This is a genomic window from Roseixanthobacter liquoris, from assembly GCF_043195135.2.
GTDB lineage: Bacteria > Pseudomonadota > Alphaproteobacteria > Rhizobiales > Xanthobacteraceae > NCEH01.
Map to the genome: position 1 here is coordinate 3331039 of NZ_CM195537.1, position 17624 is coordinate 3348662.

Here is a 17624-nt window from a genome sequence, read left to right on the forward strand (position 1 = left end):
CGCGGCCGAATGAAAGGTCAGAGGGCTCGATCATTGGGGCGCCGTCCCGGTGAAGTGAAGGACGCTCGCCACCACCACGACGGCCACCAGCGAAATCGGCAGGAAGATCTTCCAGCCGAGCCGCATCAGCTGGTCGTAGCGATAACGCGGCACCATGGCCTTCGCCATGGCGAACAGAAAGAACATGAAGCACAGCTTCAGCACGAACCAGATGATGCCCGGCACCCAGGTGAAGGGCGCGAACGGCAGCGGCGAGAGCCAGCCGCCGAGGAACAGGATCGTCCCCAGGGCGCACATGGTCATGATCGCCACGTACTCGCCGAGCATGAACAGCAGGTAGGGGGTGGAGGAATATTCCACCATGAAGCCGGCGACGAGCTCGGATTCCGCTTCCACGAGGTCGAAGGGCGGGCGGTTGGTCTCCGCGAGCGCCGACACCAGGAAGATCACGAACATCGGCAGCAGGGGCAGGAAATACCAGTTCAGCAAGCCCAGCCGGCCGTTCTGCGCCTCGACGATGGCGGAGAGGTTTTGCGACCCCGCGCACATCAGCACCGTGATGATGACGAAGCCGATGGACACCTCGTAGGACACCATCTGCGCCGCCGACCGCAGCGCCGCCAGGAACGGATATTTCGAGTTCGACGCCCAGCCGGCCATGATGATGCCGTACACGCCCAGCGAGGAAATCGCGAAAATATAGAGAATGCCGATGTTGAGATCGGCGATCACCCAGCCCGAGGCCAGGGGAATGGCCGCCCAGGCCGAGAGCGCGAGCACGCAGCTCACCAGCGGCGCCAGGATGAAGATGCCCTTGTTGGAGCCGGCCGGGATGATCGGCTCCTTCAGCACGAACTTCAGCAGGTCGGCGAAGGATTGCAGCAGGCCGAACGGGCCGACCACGTTGGGGCCGCGGCGCATCTGCACCGCCGCCCAGATCTTGCGGTCCGCCAACAGGATGAAGGCGATAAAGATCAGCAGCGCCACCAGCAGCGCGAGGCTCGCGCCGAGGATGATCAGCACCTGGATAAGGGTATCCTGCCAGCTCATGGGTTCTTCCCGCCCCTCAATCCGTCATCCGGCAGGGCGCATGCCCGGCCGGCTTCCCGCAGGCCGAGGCCCGCTCACCCAGCGTCCCGTATCGTGTCCTGCCCGCCATGGTCCTACTCCGCCGCCACGGCATCGCTGCCGAGCCGCAGTTTCGAGCATTCCGCCATCACGGCAGAGGCCCGCGCGATCGGGTTGGTCAGGAAGAAATCACCAATGGTGGAGAGGAACGCTCCCTTGTCCGTCGTCCCGCCGATGGCCGCGAGTGCGGCGATGGCGGCGGCGTCCGCCGGCTCCACCTGATCCAGCCGGCCGAGGTGCGGATGGACCGCGACCAGTGCCGCGCGCAGCGCCAGAAGCGTGTCGTAAGGCAGCTTGTGGCCGAGCACCTCCGACAGGGCGCGCAGCACCGCCCAATCCTCGCGCGCATCGCCCGGCGGAAAGGCCGCGCGATTGGCGAACTGGGGCCGTCCCTCGGTATTGACGTAAATGCCGGATTTCTCCGGATAAGCCGCGCCCGGCAGGATCACATCCGCCCGGTGGGCGCCGCGATCGCCATGGGTGCCGAGGTAAACGACGAAGGCGCCTGGCGCCACGTCCACTTCGTCCGCACCCAGCAGGAAGGCCACATCCAGCGCGCCGGCGGCGGTCATGGCCGCAACGTCGAGACCGCCCTCGCCGGGAACCACGCCCACATCGAGCGCACCGACGCGGGAGGCCGCGGTATGCAGCACCGCAAAGCCGTTCCAGCCATCCTTCACCGCACCGACAGCCACCGCCACGCGGGCCGCGAGCGAGAGCACCGCCGCGCCGTCGGGGCGGGCAACAGCCCCCTGCCCCACGATCACCAGCGGCCGCTCGGCCGCCTTCAGCGTCTCGGCGAAGGTGCCGGAACCGGCGAGCTCGGCCAGCGTCTCGGGGCCGGCCCCGAGATATTCATAAGGATAGGTCAGGTCCACGCGCGGCCCGATCACGCCCACTTTCAGCCCGCCGGCGCGCCAGCGCTTGCGGATGCGGGCGTTCAGGACGCTCGCCTCATGGCGCGGGTCGGTGCCGATGAGCAGGATTGCGTCCGCCTCCTCGATGCCGTCGATGCCGGCATTGAAGATGTAGCTGGCGCGCCCGAGGGCCGGGTTGAGCGCCGCGCCGTCCTGGCGGGAGTCGATGTTCTTTGAGCCGAGCTTATCGAACAGCCCCTTCAGGGCGAATGCTTCCTCGACGCTGGCGAGATCGCCCAGGATCGCACCGATGCGGCCCGGCGCCGCCGCCTTCACCTTCGCGGCGATCACACCGAAGGCCTCGGTCCAGGTGGCCGGCACGAGGCGCCCGTCCTTGCGCACATAGGGGCGGTCGAGGCGCTGGGCCTTCAGGCCGTCCCACACATAGCGGGTCTTGTCGGAAATCCACTCCTCGTTCACCGCCTCGTTGGTGCGCGGCAGGATGCGCATCACTTCGCGGCCACGGGTATCGATGCGGATGTTGGAGCCGACCGCGTCCATCACGTCCACGGATTCGGTCTTGGTCAGCTCCCAGGGCCGCGCATGGAAGGCATAGGGCTTGTGGGTCAACGCGCCCACCGGGCAGAGGTCCGCCACATTGCCCTGCAATTCGGAATGCATGGCATGTTCGAGATAGGTGGTGATCTCCATGTCCTCGCCACGCCCGATGGCGCCGAGGTCGGCCGCGCCGGCAACTTCGGTGGTGAAGCGCACGCAGCGGGTGCAATGGATGCACCGGTTCATGGAGGTCCGCACCAGCGGGCCGATGTACTTGTCTTCCACCGCCCGCTTGTTCTCGGCGAAGCGGGAGGTGTCCACGCCATAGGCCATGGCCTGGTCCTGCAAATCGCACTCGCCGCCCTGGTCGCAGATCGGGCAATCCAGCGGGTGGTTGATGAGCAGGAATTCCATCACCCCTTCGCGGGCCTTCTTCACCATGGGGCTCTTGGTGAGCACCACCGGCGGCTCGCCATTGGGGCCGGGGCGCAGGTCCTTCACGGCCATGGCGCAGGAGGCGGTGGGCTTGGGCGGACCGCCCTTCACTTCCACGAGGCACATGCGGCAATTGCCGGCGATGGACAGCCGTTCATGGAAGCAGAAGCGCGGAATCTCGACGCCCGCCACCTCGCACGCCTGCAACAGCGTGTACTCGGCGGGGACGTCTACCTCGGTGCCGTCGACGATCAGCTTGGCCATGACAGGTCCCTACTGCAAATCGATCGGATCGAGCGCGCGCTCGATCCGGCCGACGCGGTGTTCCAGGCGTTCGAAGCGGCGAGTGTTTTCCACAATGGCCTCCTCGATCGCGGTCACGCGAACTTCCAGATGATGGATATCCTCCGCCATCCGCTCGGTGCGAGCGTCGATCCGGCGCACGAGCGTGAGGAGGGGGCTATCCGGTTCGTCGGCCATGCTCACTCCGCCGCCACCGGCATGTGCACCGGGTCGGAATGGGGATTGGCCGCATATTGGTCGATGCGCTTCTCGATCTCATGACGGAAGTGCCGGATCAGACCCTGGACCGGCCAGGCCGCCGCGTCGCCGAGGGCGCAGATGGTGTGCCCCTCGATCTGGGTGGTCACTTCCAGCAGCAGATCGATCTCGCGCTTCTGCGCGCGGCCTTCGGCCATGCGGTTCAGCACCCGCCACATCCAGCCCGTGCCTTCACGGCACGGCGTGCACTGGCCGCAGCTCTCATGCTTGAAGAAATAGGAGATGCGCGCGATCGCCCGCACGATATCCGTGGACTTGTCCATCACCAGGATGCCGGCGGTGCCGAGGCTGGACTTCACGGCGCGGGTGCCGTCGAAATCCATGATCAGGTCTTCGCACTGCTCGGCCGGGATCACCGGGCAGGACGCGCCGCCGGGGATGATGGCGAGCAGATTGTCCCAGCCGCCGCGAATGCCGCCGCCGTGGCGCTCGATCAATTCCTTGAACGGCGTGCCCATGGCGTCTTCGACCACGCAGGGCGTGTTCACATGGCCAGAAATGCCGAACAGCTTGGTGCCCACGTTGTTCGGGCGGCCGATGCCGGCGAACCAGGCCGCGCCGCGCCGCAGGATGTCCGGCGCGACCGCGATGGATTCGACGTTGTTGACCGTGGTCGGGCAGCCGTAGAGGCCCATGTTGGCGGGGAACGGCGGCTTCAGCCGCGGCATGCCCTTCTTGCCTTCCAGGCTCTCCAGCAGCGCGGTTTCCTCGCCGCAGATATAGGCCCCGGCGCCGTGGTGCACGTAGAGATCGAACGGATAGCCGTGGACATTGTCCTTGCCGATGAGCTTGGCCTCATAGGCCTGCTCCACCGCCGCTTCGAGCTGCTCCCGCTCGCGCACATACTCGCCGCGCACATAGATATAGGCCGCGTGGGCCCCCATGGCGAAGGAGGCGATCAGGCAGCCTTCGATCAGGAGATGCGGATCATGCCGCATGATCTCCCGGTCCTTGCAGGTGCCCGGCTCGGATTCGTCGGCGTTCACCACCAGATAATGGGGGCGCCCGTCCGACTGCTTGGGCATGAAAGACCATTTGAGCCCGGTCGAGAAGCCGGCGCCACCGCGCCCGCGCAGGCCCGAGACCTTCATCTCATTGATGATCCAGTCGCGGCCCTTCTCCAGGATGCCCTTGGTGCCGTCCCAATTGCCGCGCGCCAGGGCACCCTTCAGGCCCCAGTCGCGAGTGCCGTAGAGATTGGTGAAGATGCGGTCCTTGTCCTGGAGCATGGCTCACTCCTCCGGATCGCGCACGCCGGTGCCGGTCTTCGGCGCCTCGCGCTCAGAGCCCGTCACGGAGGGGCTGCTCTCCTGGGCGGCGCGCGCCACCTCTTCCCGCTTTTCGCCGGCATGCTGGCCGTTCACGGCCTTTTCCTGCGCCGCCGAGGCGATGCCCACGGGATCGACCGGCGTCTCCACCGCGGCGGCCGGACGCCCGGCCTGCAACAGATCCGGCTGCTCCCCATCGACGGCGGCCACGGCGGCTTCGGCAGCGCGCGGCTCAAAGATCTGCGGATCGGTCAGCGAGGTCAGATCGCCGGCCGGAGCGGAAAACTGCCGCCCGGTCTGCGGGCCAGGCTTCACCGGGCGTCCGGCCGCGAGATCGTCGAGGATCTTCTCCAGGATCTCGGGGCTCAGGTCCTCGAAATAATCGTAATTGATCTGGACCATGGGGGCATTGGCGCAGGCGCCGAGGCATTCCACTTCCAGCCAGGACAGCGCGCCATCCGCCGTCACGTGGCGCTCGGGCCCGATCTTGCGCTGGCAGACCTCTTTCAGCTCGTTGGCGCCGCGCAGCATGCAGGGCGTGGTGCCGCAGAGCTGCACGAAGTGGCGCCCGACCGGCTCCAGATTGAACATGGTGTAGAAGGTGGCGATCTCCAGCACCCGGATATTCGGCATGCCGAGCCGGTCCGCCACCACACGGATGGCCGGCTCCGGCAACCAGCCGCCGCATTGCTCCTGCGCCTTCCACAGGAGCGAGATCACGGCGCTGGCCTGGCGGCCCTCGGGATATTTGGCAATCTGACGATCGGCCCAGGCATCGTTCTCCGCCGTGAAGGCGAAGCTTGCGGGCTGTTCAGCTGCGAGGCGGCGGACGGACATCAGCGGCTTCCCGGGCTGACAATGTGACAATCATTATAGGCGCCGCCCACCTGGGCGAGGCCGCAATAGGCATAGACGCCATTCTTGTAGAGCTTCACCGCAGCCCCGTCCGCATGGGCGAAGCTGCCCCGCGTCCCGGGAATGCCGCTTTCGGGGATGAGCGCCGCATCCACCGGCTGCCACCCGCCGTTCAGCAGGCTGAACATCGTGAGCTTCTGCACCACCATGGCCGGCGGCGGCTCGGCCGGCGGCCCCAGCGGAACCACCACGTCGAGCGTCGTCGGCGCGCGACCGTAATCGGCTGCCTCGCCGGCGCCGCAAGCCAGCGGCAGGAGCGCGGAGGCGGTCAGGAGTGCCTTCACCGATCCACCTCCCCGAACACGATGTCGAGGGAGCCGAGGATCGCCGAAACGTCCGCCAGCATGTAGCCGCGGCAGAGGAAATCCATGGCCTGGAGATGGGCGAAGCCGGGCGCGCGGATCTTGCAGCGATAAGGCTTGTTGGTGCCGTCGGCGACCAGATACACGCCGAACTCGCCCTTCGGGGCTTCCACGGCCGCATACACGTCACCGGCGGGAACGTGATAGCCCTCGGTATAAAGCTTGAAATGGTGGATCAGCGCTTCCATGGAGCGCTTCATCTCGCCCCGCTTGGGCGGCACCACCTTATTGTCCACCGTGGCCACGGGGCCCGGCTCCTTCAGCAGGCGCTGCACGCACTGCTTCATGATCTTGATGGACTGGCGCATCTCCTCCATGCGGACCACGTAGCGATCATAGCAATCGCCGTGCTTGCCGATGGGGATGTCGAAGTCCAGCTCGGAATAACATTCGTAGGGCTGCGCGCGGCGCAGATCCCAGGCCGCGCCGGAGCCGCGCACCATCACGCCCGAGAAGCCCCAGGCCTGCGCCTGCTCCAGCGTCACCACGCCGATATCGACGGTGCGCTGCTTGAAGATGCGGTTGCCGGTGACCAGCGCGTCGAGGTCATCGAGGGTTTGGAGGCACGGGTCGCAGAACGCGCCGATGTCTTCCACCAGCTTCGTCGGCAGGTCCTGGTGGACGCCGCCCGGCCGGAAATAGGCCGCGTGCATGCGGCTGCCCGATGCGCGCTCATAGAACATCATGAGCTTTTCGCGCTGCTCGAAGCCCCAGAGCGGCGGGGTGAGCGCACCCACGTCCATCGCAAACGTGGTGACGTTCAGGATGTGCGACAGCAGGCGGCCAATCTCGGAATAAAGCACGCGAATGAGCTGGCCGCGGATCGGCACCTCAATGCCGAGGAGCCTTTCCACCGCGAGGCAATAGGCGTGCTCCTGGTTCATCGGCGCGCAATAGTCGAGCCGGTCGAAATAGGGCACGGCCTGGAGATAGGTCTTCGCCTCGATCAGCTTCTCGGTGCCGCGATGCAGCAGGCCGATATGCGGATCGACGCGTTCCACCACCTCGCCGTTCAGCTCCAGCACCAGGCGCAGCACGCCGTGGGCGGCCGGATGCTGGGGGCCGAAATTGATCTGGAAGTTGCGGACCGGGGTGGCGGTGGCGGGCGAGTCGAGGGTCTGGGCCATGGGGCGCTCCTTCAGCTCGCCTTGGGGGCGCCGGGCTGCGAGGCAGCCTTCTCGTCGCCGGGCAGAACATATTCGACACCCTCCCAGGGGGAGAGGAAGTCGAAGTTGCGGAATTCCTGCGCAAGCCGGACCGGCTCGTAGATCACGCGCTTGGCTTCGTCGTCATAGCGCACCTCGACGAAGCCCGTGAGCGGAAAGTCCTTGCGCAGGGGGTGGCCGTCGAAACCATAGTCGGTCAGCAGGCGGCGCAGCTCGGGATGGCCGGTGAACAGGATGCCGTACATGTCGTACGCCTCCCGCTCGAACCAGTTGGCGCCCGGAAACACGCCACAGATGGAAGGCACGGGCGTCGCTTCGTCGGTCTGCACCTTCAGGCGGATGCGCATGTTGTGCTTCAGCGAAAGCAGGTGGTAGACGACCTCGAATCTCAGCTCGCGCGCCGGATAATCGACACCGCACACGTCCACGATGACGTGGAACAGGCACGCCGGATCGTCGCGCAGGAAAGTCGCGACCTTCACGATCTCGGCTCCCTCCACTTCAAGGGTCAATTCGCCGAACGCGATATGCGTCGCGCGGATCGCGGCGCCGAGCACACCCGATACGTGAGCCGCGAGGTCCTTCAAGGTCTCGTCCATCTGCCTCTTCCCGTCGCCGTGCGTTCAGCGATTCAGCGTTCGATGGTTCCGATGCGGCGAATCTTCTTTTGAAGAAGAAGAACGCCGTAGAGCAACGCTTCCGCAGTGGGCGGGCAGCCGGGGACATAAATGTCCACGGGCACGATCCGATCGCAGCCGCGCACAACGGCATAGGAATAATGATAATAGCCGCCGCCATTGGCGCAGCTGCCCATGGAGATCACATAACGCGGCTCCGGCATCTGGTCGTATACCTTGCGGAGCGCGGGCGCCATCTTATTGGTGAGCGTGCCGGCGACGATCATCACATCCGACTGGCGCGGAGAGGCGCGCGGCGCGAAGCCGAACCGCTCCACGTCGTAGCGCGGCATGGAAACCTGCATCATCTCCACGGCGCAGCACGCAAGGCCGAAGGTCATCCACATGAGCGAGCCGGTGCGCGCCCAGGTGATGAGGTCGTCCACATTGGTCATCAGGAAGCCGCGATCCGCCAGCTCGGAATTGATCTCCTGGAAGAAGGGATCGTCCAAGCCGACCGGGCGGCCAGTATTGGGATCGACGAGACCGCGCGGCGCCTGGGCCACCAGCGTCTTCGTCGCAGAAGGGGTCAATCCCATTCGAGTGCTCCCTTGCGCCATTCGTAGATGAACCCGACGGTCAGAACGCCGAGGAAGAGCATCATGGACCAGAAGCCGAGGTCACCGAGGCCGCCGAACGAAATCGCCCAGGGGAACAGGAAGGCCACTTCCAGATCGAAGATGATGAAAAGGATGGAGACGAGATAGAAGCGCACGTCAAACGTCATGCGCGCGTCGTCGAACGCATTGAAGCCGCATTCGTAGGCTGAAAGCTTCTCCGGATCCGGGCTGCTGTACGCGACGATGAACGGCGAGATGAGCAGAGCAAGGCCGATCACCACCGAGACCCCGATGAAGATGACGACCGGGAGATAATCCTGGAGCAGCAGGTTCATGATCCGCACCTTGGGGCGCATGGGCGATCCGCTTGAAGCGTTACCGCGCCGGCCTCGGTTGGAGGAGTTCGAAACGAGCGAGGCTTATCGCAGCGCCAGATGGGTGGCAAGTGCGACCTTGCCATTGAAGCGCAGAACACCCCAAACTTACCGAAGTGCCGGTGCGACAGGTGCCAGATCCCGCAAAAGCCACGCAAATTTTTGTAGGTTGTCGATTTTCACCGCCACGCCTTGACCCCGTTGCGGCAGCTGAAAAAGGCGCCGCGCGCCGCATCGTACGCCGCGCCTCGCCGAATCCGCGGAACCCCCTCGCGCGCCGGCTCGGTTGCAATGCAATAAGCAGGCACTTTGCGGCTTGACGCAGCGCGTCATTCATCCGCCCGCGTTTCACGGCCAAGGTGAGGCTGCGACAGTTTGACAGGGGAAAAGACCCGTCGCGGGGGCGCCCCTCACGGGCGGGTGGCCTCCTTCACCGCGGCGACCAGCTGCTTCAACGAGAACGGCTTCGGCAAGAAGGCAAAACGCTCGCCCTCGGGGAGATTCTTGGCGAACGCCTCCTCCGCATAGCCCGAAATGAAGATGATCTTCAGCTTGGGATCGCGGCGGCGCAGCTCGCGGAGCAGGCTCGGGCCGTCCATTTCGGGCATCACGACGTCGGACACCACCACGTCGAAACTGGTGCCGGGCTCGTCCATCGCTTCCAGCGCCTCGGCCCCGTTCGCCGCCGCAACGACGCGATAGCCGCGCGCGCTCAGGGCGCGGGAGGCGAAGGCGCGCACCGCGTCCTCGTCCTCCACCAGCAGCACCGATGCCTGCCCGGTCAGGTCGGGCACCCTGGCTTCCGGTTCTGCGGGACGCGCCTGCGCCTCCTCGACGGCCCCCTCGTGGCGCGGCAGGAACACGCGAAACAGGCTGCCCTTGCCCAGTTCGCTCGTGGCCAGCACGCTGCCGCCGGTCTGCTTGACGATGCCGTACACCGTGGAGAGCCCAAGGCCGGTGCCCTTGCCCACGTCCTTGGTGGAGAAGAACGGCTCGAAGATCTTCTCCAGGATTTCCGCCGGCATCCCGGTGCCGGTGTCGCCCACTTCGACCAGCACATAATCGGCAGGCGCAAGATTGCTGGCGTCGCCATAGGTGGCGCAGGCCGCCGCCGGAACGTTCAAGGTGCGCAAGGTCACGACACCGCCCGAGGGCATGGCGTCGCGCGCATTGACCGCGAGATTCACGATCACCTGCTCGAACTGGTTCACATCCACGAGAATCGGCCACAGCTCGCGCCCGTGTTCCACTTGCAGCGAGATGCTTTCACCCATCAGGCGGCGCAGCAGCATGGAAAGGTCGGAAATCACGTCGGTGAGCTGGATCACCTGCGGCCGCAGCGTCTGCCGGCGCGAGAAGGCGAGCAACTGGCGCACCAGCCCCGCCGCCCGATTCGCGTTCTGCTTGATCTGCATGATGTCGGGGAAGGACGGATCGCTCGGCCGGTGATTGGCCAGGAGGAGATCGCAATATCCGAGAATGGCGGTCAGCACATTGTTGAAATCGTGCGCCACCCCGCCGGCGAGCTGCCCGATCGCCTGCATCTTCTGGGATTGGGCGAACTGCGCCTCGAGCGCGCGTTGCGCCGTGGTGTCCACCGCATAGATCGCCGCGCCGGCGCCGCCCGGCCCGAGATTGGCGGCATAGAGCCGAGCCGAGCGCCCGCCCTGCCCGGCGATGCCAACCTCCACCGGCGATGCGCTCCCCTCGCCGGACAGCGTCTCGCGCACCAGGCTTTCCACCGCCGGCACGTCGCGTTCGGCGACCAATTGCTCAAGTCTCGTGCCGGCAAGCATGCTTTCGCGGCCCGCGAACAGGCGGGCGAAGCTGCCATTGGCCTCGCGCACGGCGCCGGCTCCATCGACATTCGCCATGGCGAGCGGAGAGCGCGAGAAAAACGAAGCGTCGGAGCCGCCGGACAGGCGCGGCGCGGGGTCCAGCACCTGCCGCTCCGCGACGACAGGCAGCGCCATCGCATCGCTGCGCGGGATCACGACGGCGATGCAATCCGCCCCGGCGCGTCCGCCGATCCAGACGCGGCCGGACGCGATGGAGCCGTCCTGGCGCACGAAATCCATGTCGATTCCCCGCGGCCCCGTCTGGCCCCGCTCCATCACAGCCTTCGCGATGGCGGTGCTCTGCGGCTCAATCAGCTCCGCCAGAGGCAGCGCGCCCGTGCCGAGTTCCGCCAGCCCATAGCCGAGCCAGCGGGCGAAGGTGCCGTTCGCCAGCCGCCCTCCGTCTGGGGAAAGCAGCACCATGCCCACCGGCGCCTGCTCCCAGATCTCGGCGAGCGCGGCTGCCCCCTCGGCCGCCGGCAGGGGGGCCGCCTCTTGTGCCGGGCGAGGACCGGGGAGCGCCGCGATGGGGGCGGACGGCACAGCCTCGCCGGCCAGATGCAGGACCCACAACACGCGCCGCGCACCGGCCAGCGGCTGCACCGAGACCACAAGGCGCCGGCCGGCCGGATTGGGATCGAAGGGGAAGGTCTGCATGCCCCGCACGCCCTCGGCGGCACTGCGCAACAGCAGGCCCACCATGGCATGCCCGCCAGGAATGCGGCCGAGAAAGCGATCCGGCGTCGGAACCTGGCCGGCGGCGCTGCGGCTGAGATTGAGATAGGTGGTATTGACCGCGAGCACGCGCTCACCGGCCTCCACCACGATCGCCGCGTCGCTCATGTTCGCCAGCAGAGCCTGGACCAGTTCGTCGCTGCGCTTGTCGGTGCCGCTCCATAGCCGCATGGTCGCGCTGACGATGGCGAAGATGCCGATCGCGGCGAGCCCGGCGAGGATCGCGGTGAGCCCGCCGCTGGTGCTGGCTTCGAGCGCCGCAACGACGATGCCGCCCGCGAACGCCGCCCCGCCGACCACCAACCGTTCACGCCCGGACGTCCTGCGGCTGAACACCCCGCTCAAAAAACCCGAGCGCGCATCGCCCGCGTCGGTGCTCATGAAGTCGTCCTTCCGATGAGCGCAGAAACGCCCTTTGCGGCTCTAAACCGCTCCGAATCCGCGAAAATTAACGCAAAGTTACGGCATTGGTTGAAATCATGCCATGATCGTCAACAATTTCTTGGTTCGCCGGTTGATGTTGTACCCTACGGGCGCCCCCGGCCCGATCGCACGGCGCTGGGGCGTTGGGCGCGGGACGTGGTACATCGCACGGGCAGCGAAGAGGACACACGATGTTGCAGAATTTGTTTGGGGCGCAACTCGATCTGCCCGTGCGCTTGGCCATCGCTTTGCTGGTGATCGGCGTGCTGCTGGGTCTGACCGTGTTTATCGTACGCCACCTCGGGCGCGACGGCCGGGGCGGCGCGGCGCGCTCCCGCCAGGCGCGTCTGGCGGTGCTTGACAGCATCACCATAGATCCCCGGCGGCGCCTGGTCCTGGTGCGGCGCGACGAAGTCGAACACCTGCTGCTGGTCGGCGGCTCCACTGATATTGTCGTGGAACCTGCAATCTCCCGCGCGGGAGCGCGCGAACCGGCTGCGCAGCGCGAACCCGCCATCGTCCGGGAACCCGCCCGCGAAGCCATGCCGCTGCGCGAAGCGCGGGAGGCTTTGCCGCCCCGCGAGCCGCGCGAAGCCTTCGCGCCCCGCGAAGCTCGCGAGGCCCTGCCGCCCCGCGAAGCCCCGCCGCCGCGCGAGATTTCGTCTCAGCGCGAGGTCCCTGTTCAGCGCGAGGCTCCCGTTCAGCGCGAGGTCCCTGCGCCACGGGAATCCATCTATGCGCGCGATCCCCAGGCGCCCCGTCGCCCGCTGGGCGCGCCCGTTGCGGCGAAGCCTGTGGTAGAGAGCCCCGCCGGGGACGCTGCCGCCTTGCCTCCGGTTCCCGCCGCCCCTCCGGCCCCCGGCACGGCGGAAGAGGTTGCCCCTCTGACTGCGGAAGCGGCACGCGAGCCGGCCCCTGCGCCCGCCCCGGTTCCGCCGGCCGCGGGCGAAGCCGCGGCCCCGGAGATCCGTCGGCCGATCCCCACCCGGCGCACGACGGACCGCAGCGCACCAGCCATCGATACGCCGCGCCGCGCCGAAGCCGGCGGACCGCGCGCGCCCTTCACGCGGCCGCAGCGCCTCGACCCAAGCATCGATCCTTCCCGCCCCGCCACCGCCGCGGCCGCTCCCGTGATCGCGCCGGTTGTCGCGCCGGACGCGTCCCTCACGGCGCCGGCACAGCCTGCGTTGGCGCAGGAGAGCGTTTTCACGGCAAAAGCGAAGGCTCCGTCTGCGACGGGCGTCGCACCCCGCGTGAGTGTGGCGCCGGAGGTCAAGCACGAGGCGGAGAATGCGGCCGCGCCCGCAGTCACGCCGGACCTGCCGCCCGCCGCGGCCCCCGTCGCGCCGCCTGTGGCACCGCCGGTCATCGAACGCCCCGCCCCGCCCGTGTTCCCGGCTGCACCGGTTCCGGCCGCTCCTGCGCCCGCCGCGGCGGTTCCGGCCGCCGCGCGAGCGGACGCGCCGGCGCCGCGTCGTGGCACGACCTTCACGCTCGGCAAGGAGATTCGGCCCGCCGAAGCGCCGCGTGCCGAGCCGCGCCTTACCGACGCGGCACAGGGGCGCCCGGCCGTCCAGCCTGCGGCAGTTGCGCCGGCCGCTCCTGCGTCTGCGCCACCTGCGCCGGCCGCTTCTGCGCCCATCGGAGCCGATTTCGAAGCCGCCCCTGCGCGACCGGCCGAAATCATCCCCGCACTGACCCTCGAGGATCTGCTGGGACCGGATGCGGCGGAGATTCCGGCCGATGCCACCGGCGCCGCGCCGCCGCCGGCCGAAGAGCCGGCACCCGCGCGGCGTGGGCTTGGGGCGCTGTTCCGCGCCGCGAACATGAAGGCGCGTCCGGAAGGGGAGCGTTCCGAGGCGCCGGAGCCGACCCCCGCCGCCGCACCCGCGCCCGAGCCCGCCGCCGCGCTGGAAGTCATGGCCCGCCCGGCTTCGGCGCGCGTGGTGGAACCGACCGACCTTCCCACCATCGAGCCGGAACGCCCCGCCGCCGAAGCGGCGCGCCCGACCATTCGCCCGGCGCCGGAAGTGCGTGCGCGGCTTGCCGATCCGCGAGATCTGAAGGTCAGGATGCCGCCGCCCGCGCCTCCGATCGTCGTCGAACCCGCCGCACCCTCTGCGCCGGCGCCAACCCCGGTCGTGGCCGCCCCTGCCGCACCGCCGGCCCCGCCACGCCGCTGGGTCCTGCCGCGCGCCACTCCGCCGGCGGCACCGCAGCCGGATGCCTTCGCGCGCGAATTGGCCAATCCGTTCGCCCTGGATTCGGGCACCATGGTGTCGATCGACACGCCGCCCCTCGCTCCGCCGGTGGCGGAATCCAAGGCCCCCGCCCCGCCCAAGGCCGAGCCCGCAAAGGCCGAACCGGCGGCGGAAAAGGACCCGTTCGAGGATCTGGAGGCGGAAATGGCCAACCTGCTCGGCCGGGGAACCGGTCCGCGCTGATCCCGCCGCATCGTCGCACGCATGAAAAAGCCGGGCCCATGGCCCGGCTTTTGTCTTGGTCTCCGACTTGGTTCCGGCTCTGCCCTCGCACCGGCGCGCCTCGATCAATCGTCGCGATAGACCCGCTCGCGCCGCTCATGCCGCTCCTGGGCTTCCACCGACAACGTGGCGATCGGTCTGGCTTCCAGGCGCTTCAGCGAAATCGGCTCGCCGGTATCCTCGCAAAAGCCGTAGCTCCCGTCCTCGATTCGCCCGAGGGCCGCATCGATCTTGGAGATCAGCTTGCGCTGGCGATCACGGGCCCGCAACTCGATCGAACGATCCGTCTCGGAAGACGCACGGTCCGCAAGGTCCGGATGATTCTGGTTCTCGTCTTGAAGGTGCTGCAGCGTTTCACGCGCCTCCCGCAGGATATCCTCCTTCCACGCCAACAGCTTCAGCCGGAAATATTCCCGCTGGCGGTCGTTCATGAAGGGCTCGTCCTCGCGGGGGCGATAGTCCTGGTCGATTTGGACCGACATCAGCAATGTCCTCGATACAGCGTCGCTGATCCCCACCGGGTCGCCGCGCTTATATCCACCGCCTCGCCTCACGACAACCGCCATCAACGCTATGGCGCTCGGCAGATACCCGCCGGTGGGGCGTCTCCCCTTCCCCTACTATAAAAGGATACCGTCACGATAAGCACCGCGGTCGAGGCGACGCGCGGCCTCGCTCACCACCAGGCCTTGCCGATATTGAACGTATAGGCCAGCGAGACGCCTGCGGTGAACTGGTTGGCGCTCTGCGTCAGGGGAGAATCTGCGGCGCCCCCAACCAGCCGGCCATAGGTCCCGAACACGCCGGCGGTGAAGCCCTTGCCGAAATCCTTGGTCAGTTGCGCGGTCGCTCCCCAGGAGTAAAGGCCGCTGCCGGCCTCATACACGGGTAGGGGATTGCCGAGGAAATTGGCGCCGAGCGCCTGGAACGGCGTGACCCCGAAATAGGCATTCTGATAGGCGGAGGAGCCGAAGGCGAGGCGGGGGCCGATGGCGAAACGCCAGGTTTCATAAGGCACGATCACGTCGGCGCCGAGATCGCCGACCCATCCCTCATACCCGCCGAAGCCATAGCGCAATTCACCGCGCAGGCGCAGCCAGTCGACCGGATACCATTCGGAGAACCCACCGATTTCCAGCGAGGGGTCGAGATTGCCAATGCCCTTCAGGTGGTCCGAATCGTCCTCGTCCCGCCCCCAGTCGATCCGGCCGACCGCGCCGATGCGGAACTTGCCGGTGTCGAAGAGGGCGATCGAGGGATTGTCGTCGACACTGTGGAAGGAGTTGAGTTCGCTCGCTTTTTCGACGCTGAAAATCAATCCGGGGCGGAACTCGTAGGTCTCGCTCCCGGGATATTGAGGTATAATGTTGCCGGACCCGCCGATGGTCAGGTACCAGTCTTCCTTCGGCTTTGCGGGGGTGGGCGCGGTCATGCCCGGCGCCACATCGGCAGCGGCGACGGGGCCGGCGGCGGCGAGAAAAAGGCCCGTGGCACAGAGCGTGACGAAAGAAAGAAGGCGCGGCTCGGCCATGGTCCACCCAGTGTAAATCCCGAGCCGTACCCTACCCCGCACCCTCCATATGGTGGTGCCAAATTTGTCACTCGTGTAGAATTATCGCGATTGACACGCGACTTACGCGCCTGTTCGGCACGGATAAGGTGAATGAATCCCGAATTTCGGCGGCATGACTGTCAAGCGCTGGAAAATTCCACGGTGCTGACCTCCTGGCGGTCGGCGACCCGGGCGCGGCGACGCTCTCCCCGGTCGGCGAGGCGGCCGGCCCAATAGGTGCTCCAGCGCAGGCCGGCGCCGAGCGCGCCCCAGGCGGAGGGCAGCGGCGGAGCGCCGAACACGGCGATCCGGTCGTCGCGCTCGACGATGGCGTCGCCGATCAGGTCGGCGGCCAGGCTCACATTGGCGAGCGGGTCCTGTCCGAGGGCGAGGGCATACCACACGCCCGGACGATAGCTGCCGATCAGGGGCAGGCCGGAGGGCGCGCGGGCGGCACGCCAGCCGAAGGCATGTCCCACCATCGCGGACGAGAGACGCGGATAGAGCGCGCCGGCGCGGCGCCGCAACGCGCATGCGGCGGCCACCTCGCGGCCCTGATAGGTGGCGGTGGGCGCGGTGAAGGTGAGGTGCCCGCCATCGAGCGCGAAGCGCACCGGCCGGGCGCCGGTCTCGCGCACCGCCGGGCCGCCATATCCGCCGCCCGAGACATGGAAGCTGCCGGTGACGAAGGTGGCCGGATAGACCGCGCGGGCAAGCCAGGGCGCCACCCGCCCGAGCCCGCGCGTGGCGCAGAAGATGGCATGATCCGCCCGCACCCGGCCGGTCGCGAGCTGGATATATTTGCGCACCCCGTCGAGGTCGACGCTCTGCACCGGCGCGGACATGAACCGGCGCACGCCGGCGGCCACCGCCGCCTCGCCCAGCAACTGCGCCAGCGGCCCGACGTCGAACCGGCGCGCATGGGGATCGAACAGGGCGCCCGAATAGAAATCGGTGCCGATGAGATCGAGCAGGTCCGCCTCGCCCACGCGCTTCAGCTCGGAAAGCCCGAGCACGTCGCGGGCGGCGGCTTCGTCCAGCAGGTCGGCGAGGCCAGCGGGTCCGGGAACCAGCAATTCCCCCTCCCCCGTCTGCTCCAGGCGCAGCACGTCCAGGAGCCGCAGGGCGCTGCGGGCGGCATCGGCGGAGAGATCGTAAAGCATGCGCGCGCGATCGCGGTCGGCACGCGCGCACAGGTCCATGGCGGTGAGGTCGAGGCCGGCGGCGACCACGCTTTCCTGCCGCCCGGCGTCCGGCGCCCTGGTTTCCAGCAGCACCACTTCGCGGCCGCGCAGGGCCAGCACGAGCGCGATCCAAAGCCCCGGCGTGCCGTCGCCGATGACGCAGACGTCGCAATCGAGATCGCCCCGGACCACGGGCGCTGGCTCGGCCGGGGCGATGCCCGGCCCGGTCGCGCGCACGGCTGTGCTCATCGTACCGAAAGGGTCATGGTGCCCCCGTCTGGTTCCAGAAAGTCCCGCCTTCGAAGTGCCAGCCCGGCGCCACCCCCGATAATGGCAGGAAAGTGGCGCAAATCCATCAGCGATAAGGCGTAGCATCGCAGCGCGCCCCATCCAAGGGGCGATCGCAAGCTGGCGGTATCATTCAGCTGCCGCACCGTGATCGAAGGACGGAAATGGCCTACGGAGGTATTTCGACACCCCTTCCGGCCGGTCGACGTTCCTGGCCCGATGCCGGTGCAAGGTGACATCGTCCGCAAGAGACCCCGTCC

Annotated in this window: 15 protein-coding genes; 1 reads left to right on the forward strand and 14 read right to left on the reverse strand. The window is 67.6% G+C overall.

What is annotated here, in order from left to right; genetic code table 11:
- Window positions 1–30 precede the first annotated feature (30 nt).
- The 11 genes from nuoH to V5F84_RS15070 all read right to left on the reverse strand — a co-directional run bounded on the left by nuoH (window position 31) and on the right by V5F84_RS15070 (window position 11815).
- Entirely contained in the window at window positions 31–1050 is a 1020-nt protein-coding gene (gene nuoH, locus V5F84_RS15020) for an NADH-quinone oxidoreductase subunit NuoH (RefSeq protein WP_394043781.1), read from the reverse strand.
- Between the two features lie 113 nt (window positions 1051–1163).
- Complete coding sequence (gene nuoG, locus V5F84_RS15025; protein WP_394043782.1) at window positions 1164–3242, reverse strand: NADH-quinone oxidoreductase subunit NuoG; 2079 nt, start codon at window positions 3240–3242, stop codon at window positions 1164–1166.
- 9 nt (window positions 3243–3251) lie between these two features.
- Entirely contained in the window at window positions 3252–3458 is a 207-nt protein-coding gene (locus V5F84_RS15030) for a hypothetical protein (RefSeq protein WP_394043783.1), read from the reverse strand.
- A gap of 2 nt (window positions 3459–3460) precedes the next feature.
- The gene (nuoF, locus tag V5F84_RS15035; protein WP_394043784.1) at window positions 3461–4768 is read right to left on the reverse strand and encodes an NADH-quinone oxidoreductase subunit NuoF; all 1308 of its coding nucleotides are present in this window, start codon (window positions 4766–4768) and stop codon (window positions 3461–3463) included.
- A 3-nt stretch (window positions 4769–4771) separates the two neighbouring features.
- Window positions 4772–5644 (reverse strand): NADH-quinone oxidoreductase subunit NuoE, encoded by an 873-nt coding sequence (gene nuoE, locus V5F84_RS15040; RefSeq protein ID WP_394043785.1) that lies wholly within the window; start codon window positions 5642–5644, stop codon window positions 4772–4774.
- Window positions 5644–6006, reverse strand: coding sequence for a hypothetical protein (locus V5F84_RS15045; RefSeq protein ID WP_394043786.1), 363 nt, complete (start codon window positions 6004–6006; stop codon window positions 5644–5646). Before V5F84_RS15045 ends, nuoE begins: the two co-directional genes overlap by 1 nt.
- Window positions 6003–7211 carry an NADH-quinone oxidoreductase subunit D gene (locus V5F84_RS15050; RefSeq protein WP_394043787.1) on the reverse strand — a complete coding sequence of 403 codons (1209 nt, stop codon included), beginning with the start codon at window positions 7209–7211 and terminating at the stop codon, window positions 6003–6005. The genes V5F84_RS15045 and V5F84_RS15050 overlap by 4 nt, the downstream gene beginning before the upstream one ends.
- Before the next feature lie 11 nt (window positions 7212–7222).
- Window positions 7223–7849, reverse strand: a complete 627-nt coding sequence (locus V5F84_RS15055; protein WP_394043788.1) for an NADH-quinone oxidoreductase subunit C — start codon at window positions 7847–7849, stop codon at window positions 7223–7225.
- Window positions 7850–7881: 32 nt separating this feature from the next.
- A complete protein-coding gene (locus V5F84_RS15060) occupies window positions 7882–8466 on the reverse strand; it encodes a NuoB/complex I 20 kDa subunit family protein (protein WP_394043789.1) in 585 nt (194 codons plus the stop codon).
- Window positions 8457–8822 carry an NADH-quinone oxidoreductase subunit A gene (locus V5F84_RS15065; protein ID WP_394043885.1) on the reverse strand — a complete coding sequence of 122 codons (366 nt, stop codon included), beginning with the start codon at window positions 8820–8822 and terminating at the stop codon, window positions 8457–8459. The genes V5F84_RS15060 and V5F84_RS15065 overlap by 10 nt, the downstream gene beginning before the upstream one ends.
- A gap of 449 nt (window positions 8823–9271) precedes the next feature.
- Complete coding sequence (locus V5F84_RS15070; RefSeq protein ID WP_394043790.1) at window positions 9272–11815, reverse strand: response regulator; 2544 nt, start codon at window positions 11813–11815, stop codon at window positions 9272–9274.
- Window positions 11816–12048: 233 nt separating this feature from the next.
- Here V5F84_RS15070 and V5F84_RS15075 point away from each other — a divergent pair, with 233 nt between their 5' ends.
- On the forward strand, window positions 12049–14301 hold the full coding sequence (locus V5F84_RS15075) for a flagellar biosynthetic protein FliO (protein WP_394043791.1): 2253 nt from the start codon (window positions 12049–12051) through the stop codon (window positions 14299–14301).
- A gap of 104 nt (window positions 14302–14405) precedes the next feature.
- On the opposite strand, the gene dksA is transcribed toward V5F84_RS15075, so the two are convergent.
- The 3 genes from dksA to V5F84_RS15090 all read right to left on the reverse strand — a co-directional run bounded on the left by dksA (window position 14406) and on the right by V5F84_RS15090 (window position 17325).
- Window positions 14406–14822: an RNA polymerase-binding protein DksA gene (dksA, locus tag V5F84_RS15080; protein WP_394043792.1), complete on the reverse strand. Its 417-nt coding sequence runs from the start codon at window positions 14820–14822 to the stop codon at window positions 14406–14408.
- A gap of 194 nt (window positions 14823–15016) precedes the next feature.
- Window positions 15017–15871, reverse strand: coding sequence for a MipA/OmpV family protein (locus tag V5F84_RS15085; protein ID WP_394043793.1), 855 nt, complete (start codon window positions 15869–15871; stop codon window positions 15017–15019).
- 161 nt (window positions 15872–16032) lie between these two features.
- Window positions 16033–17325 (reverse strand): NAD(P)/FAD-dependent oxidoreductase, encoded by a 1293-nt coding sequence (locus tag V5F84_RS15090; RefSeq protein WP_394043794.1) that lies wholly within the window; start codon window positions 17323–17325, stop codon window positions 16033–16035.
- Window positions 17326–17624 lie beyond the last annotated feature (299 nt).

What these genes read in the sequence shown, in the direction of transcription:
- nuoH (WP_394043781.1), bottom strand. Translation starts at nt 1,050, where the DNA reads ATGAGCTGGCAGGATACCCTTATCCAGGTGCTGATCATCCTCGGCGCG.
- nuoG (WP_394043782.1), bottom strand. Translation starts at nt 3,242, where the DNA reads ATGGCCAAGCTGATCGTCGACGGCACCGAGGTAGACGTCCCCGCCGAG.
- V5F84_RS15030 (WP_394043783.1), bottom strand. Translation starts at nt 3,458, where the DNA reads ATGGCCGACGAACCGGATAGCCCCCTCCTCACGCTCGTGCGCCGGATC.
- nuoF (WP_394043784.1), bottom strand. Translation starts at nt 4,768, where the DNA reads ATGCTCCAGGACAAGGACCGCATCTTCACCAATCTCTACGGCACTCGC.
- nuoE (WP_394043785.1), bottom strand. Translation starts at nt 5,644, where the DNA reads ATGTCCGTCCGCCGCCTCGCAGCTGAACAGCCCGCAAGCTTCGCCTTC.
- V5F84_RS15050 (WP_394043787.1), bottom strand. Translation starts at nt 7,211, where the DNA reads ATGGCCCAGACCCTCGACTCGCCCGCCACCGCCACCCCGGTCCGCAAC.
- V5F84_RS15055 (WP_394043788.1), bottom strand. Translation starts at nt 7,849, where the DNA reads ATGGACGAGACCTTGAAGGACCTCGCGGCTCACGTATCGGGTGTGCTC.
- V5F84_RS15060 (WP_394043789.1), bottom strand. Translation starts at nt 8,466, where the DNA reads ATGGGATTGACCCCTTCTGCGACGAAGACGCTGGTGGCCCAGGCGCCG.
- V5F84_RS15065 (WP_394043885.1), bottom strand. Translation starts at nt 8,822, where the DNA reads ATGAACCTGCTGCTCCAGGATTATCTCCCGGTCGTCATCTTCATCGGG.
- V5F84_RS15070 (WP_394043790.1), bottom strand. Translation starts at nt 11,815, where the DNA reads ATGAGCACCGACGCGGGCGATGCGCGCTCGGGTTTTTTGAGCGGGGTG.
- V5F84_RS15075 (WP_394043791.1), top strand. Translation starts at nt 12,049, where the DNA reads ATGTTGCAGAATTTGTTTGGGGCGCAACTCGATCTGCCCGTGCGCTTG.
- dksA (WP_394043792.1), bottom strand. Translation starts at nt 14,822, where the DNA reads ATGTCGGTCCAAATCGACCAGGACTATCGCCCCCGCGAGGACGAGCCC.
- V5F84_RS15085 (WP_394043793.1), bottom strand. Translation starts at nt 15,871, where the DNA reads ATGGCCGAGCCGCGCCTTCTTTCTTTCGTCACGCTCTGTGCCACGGGC.
- V5F84_RS15090 (WP_394043794.1), bottom strand. Translation starts at nt 17,325, where the DNA reads ATGAGCACAGCCGTGCGCGCGACCGGGCCGGGCATCGCCCCGGCCGAG.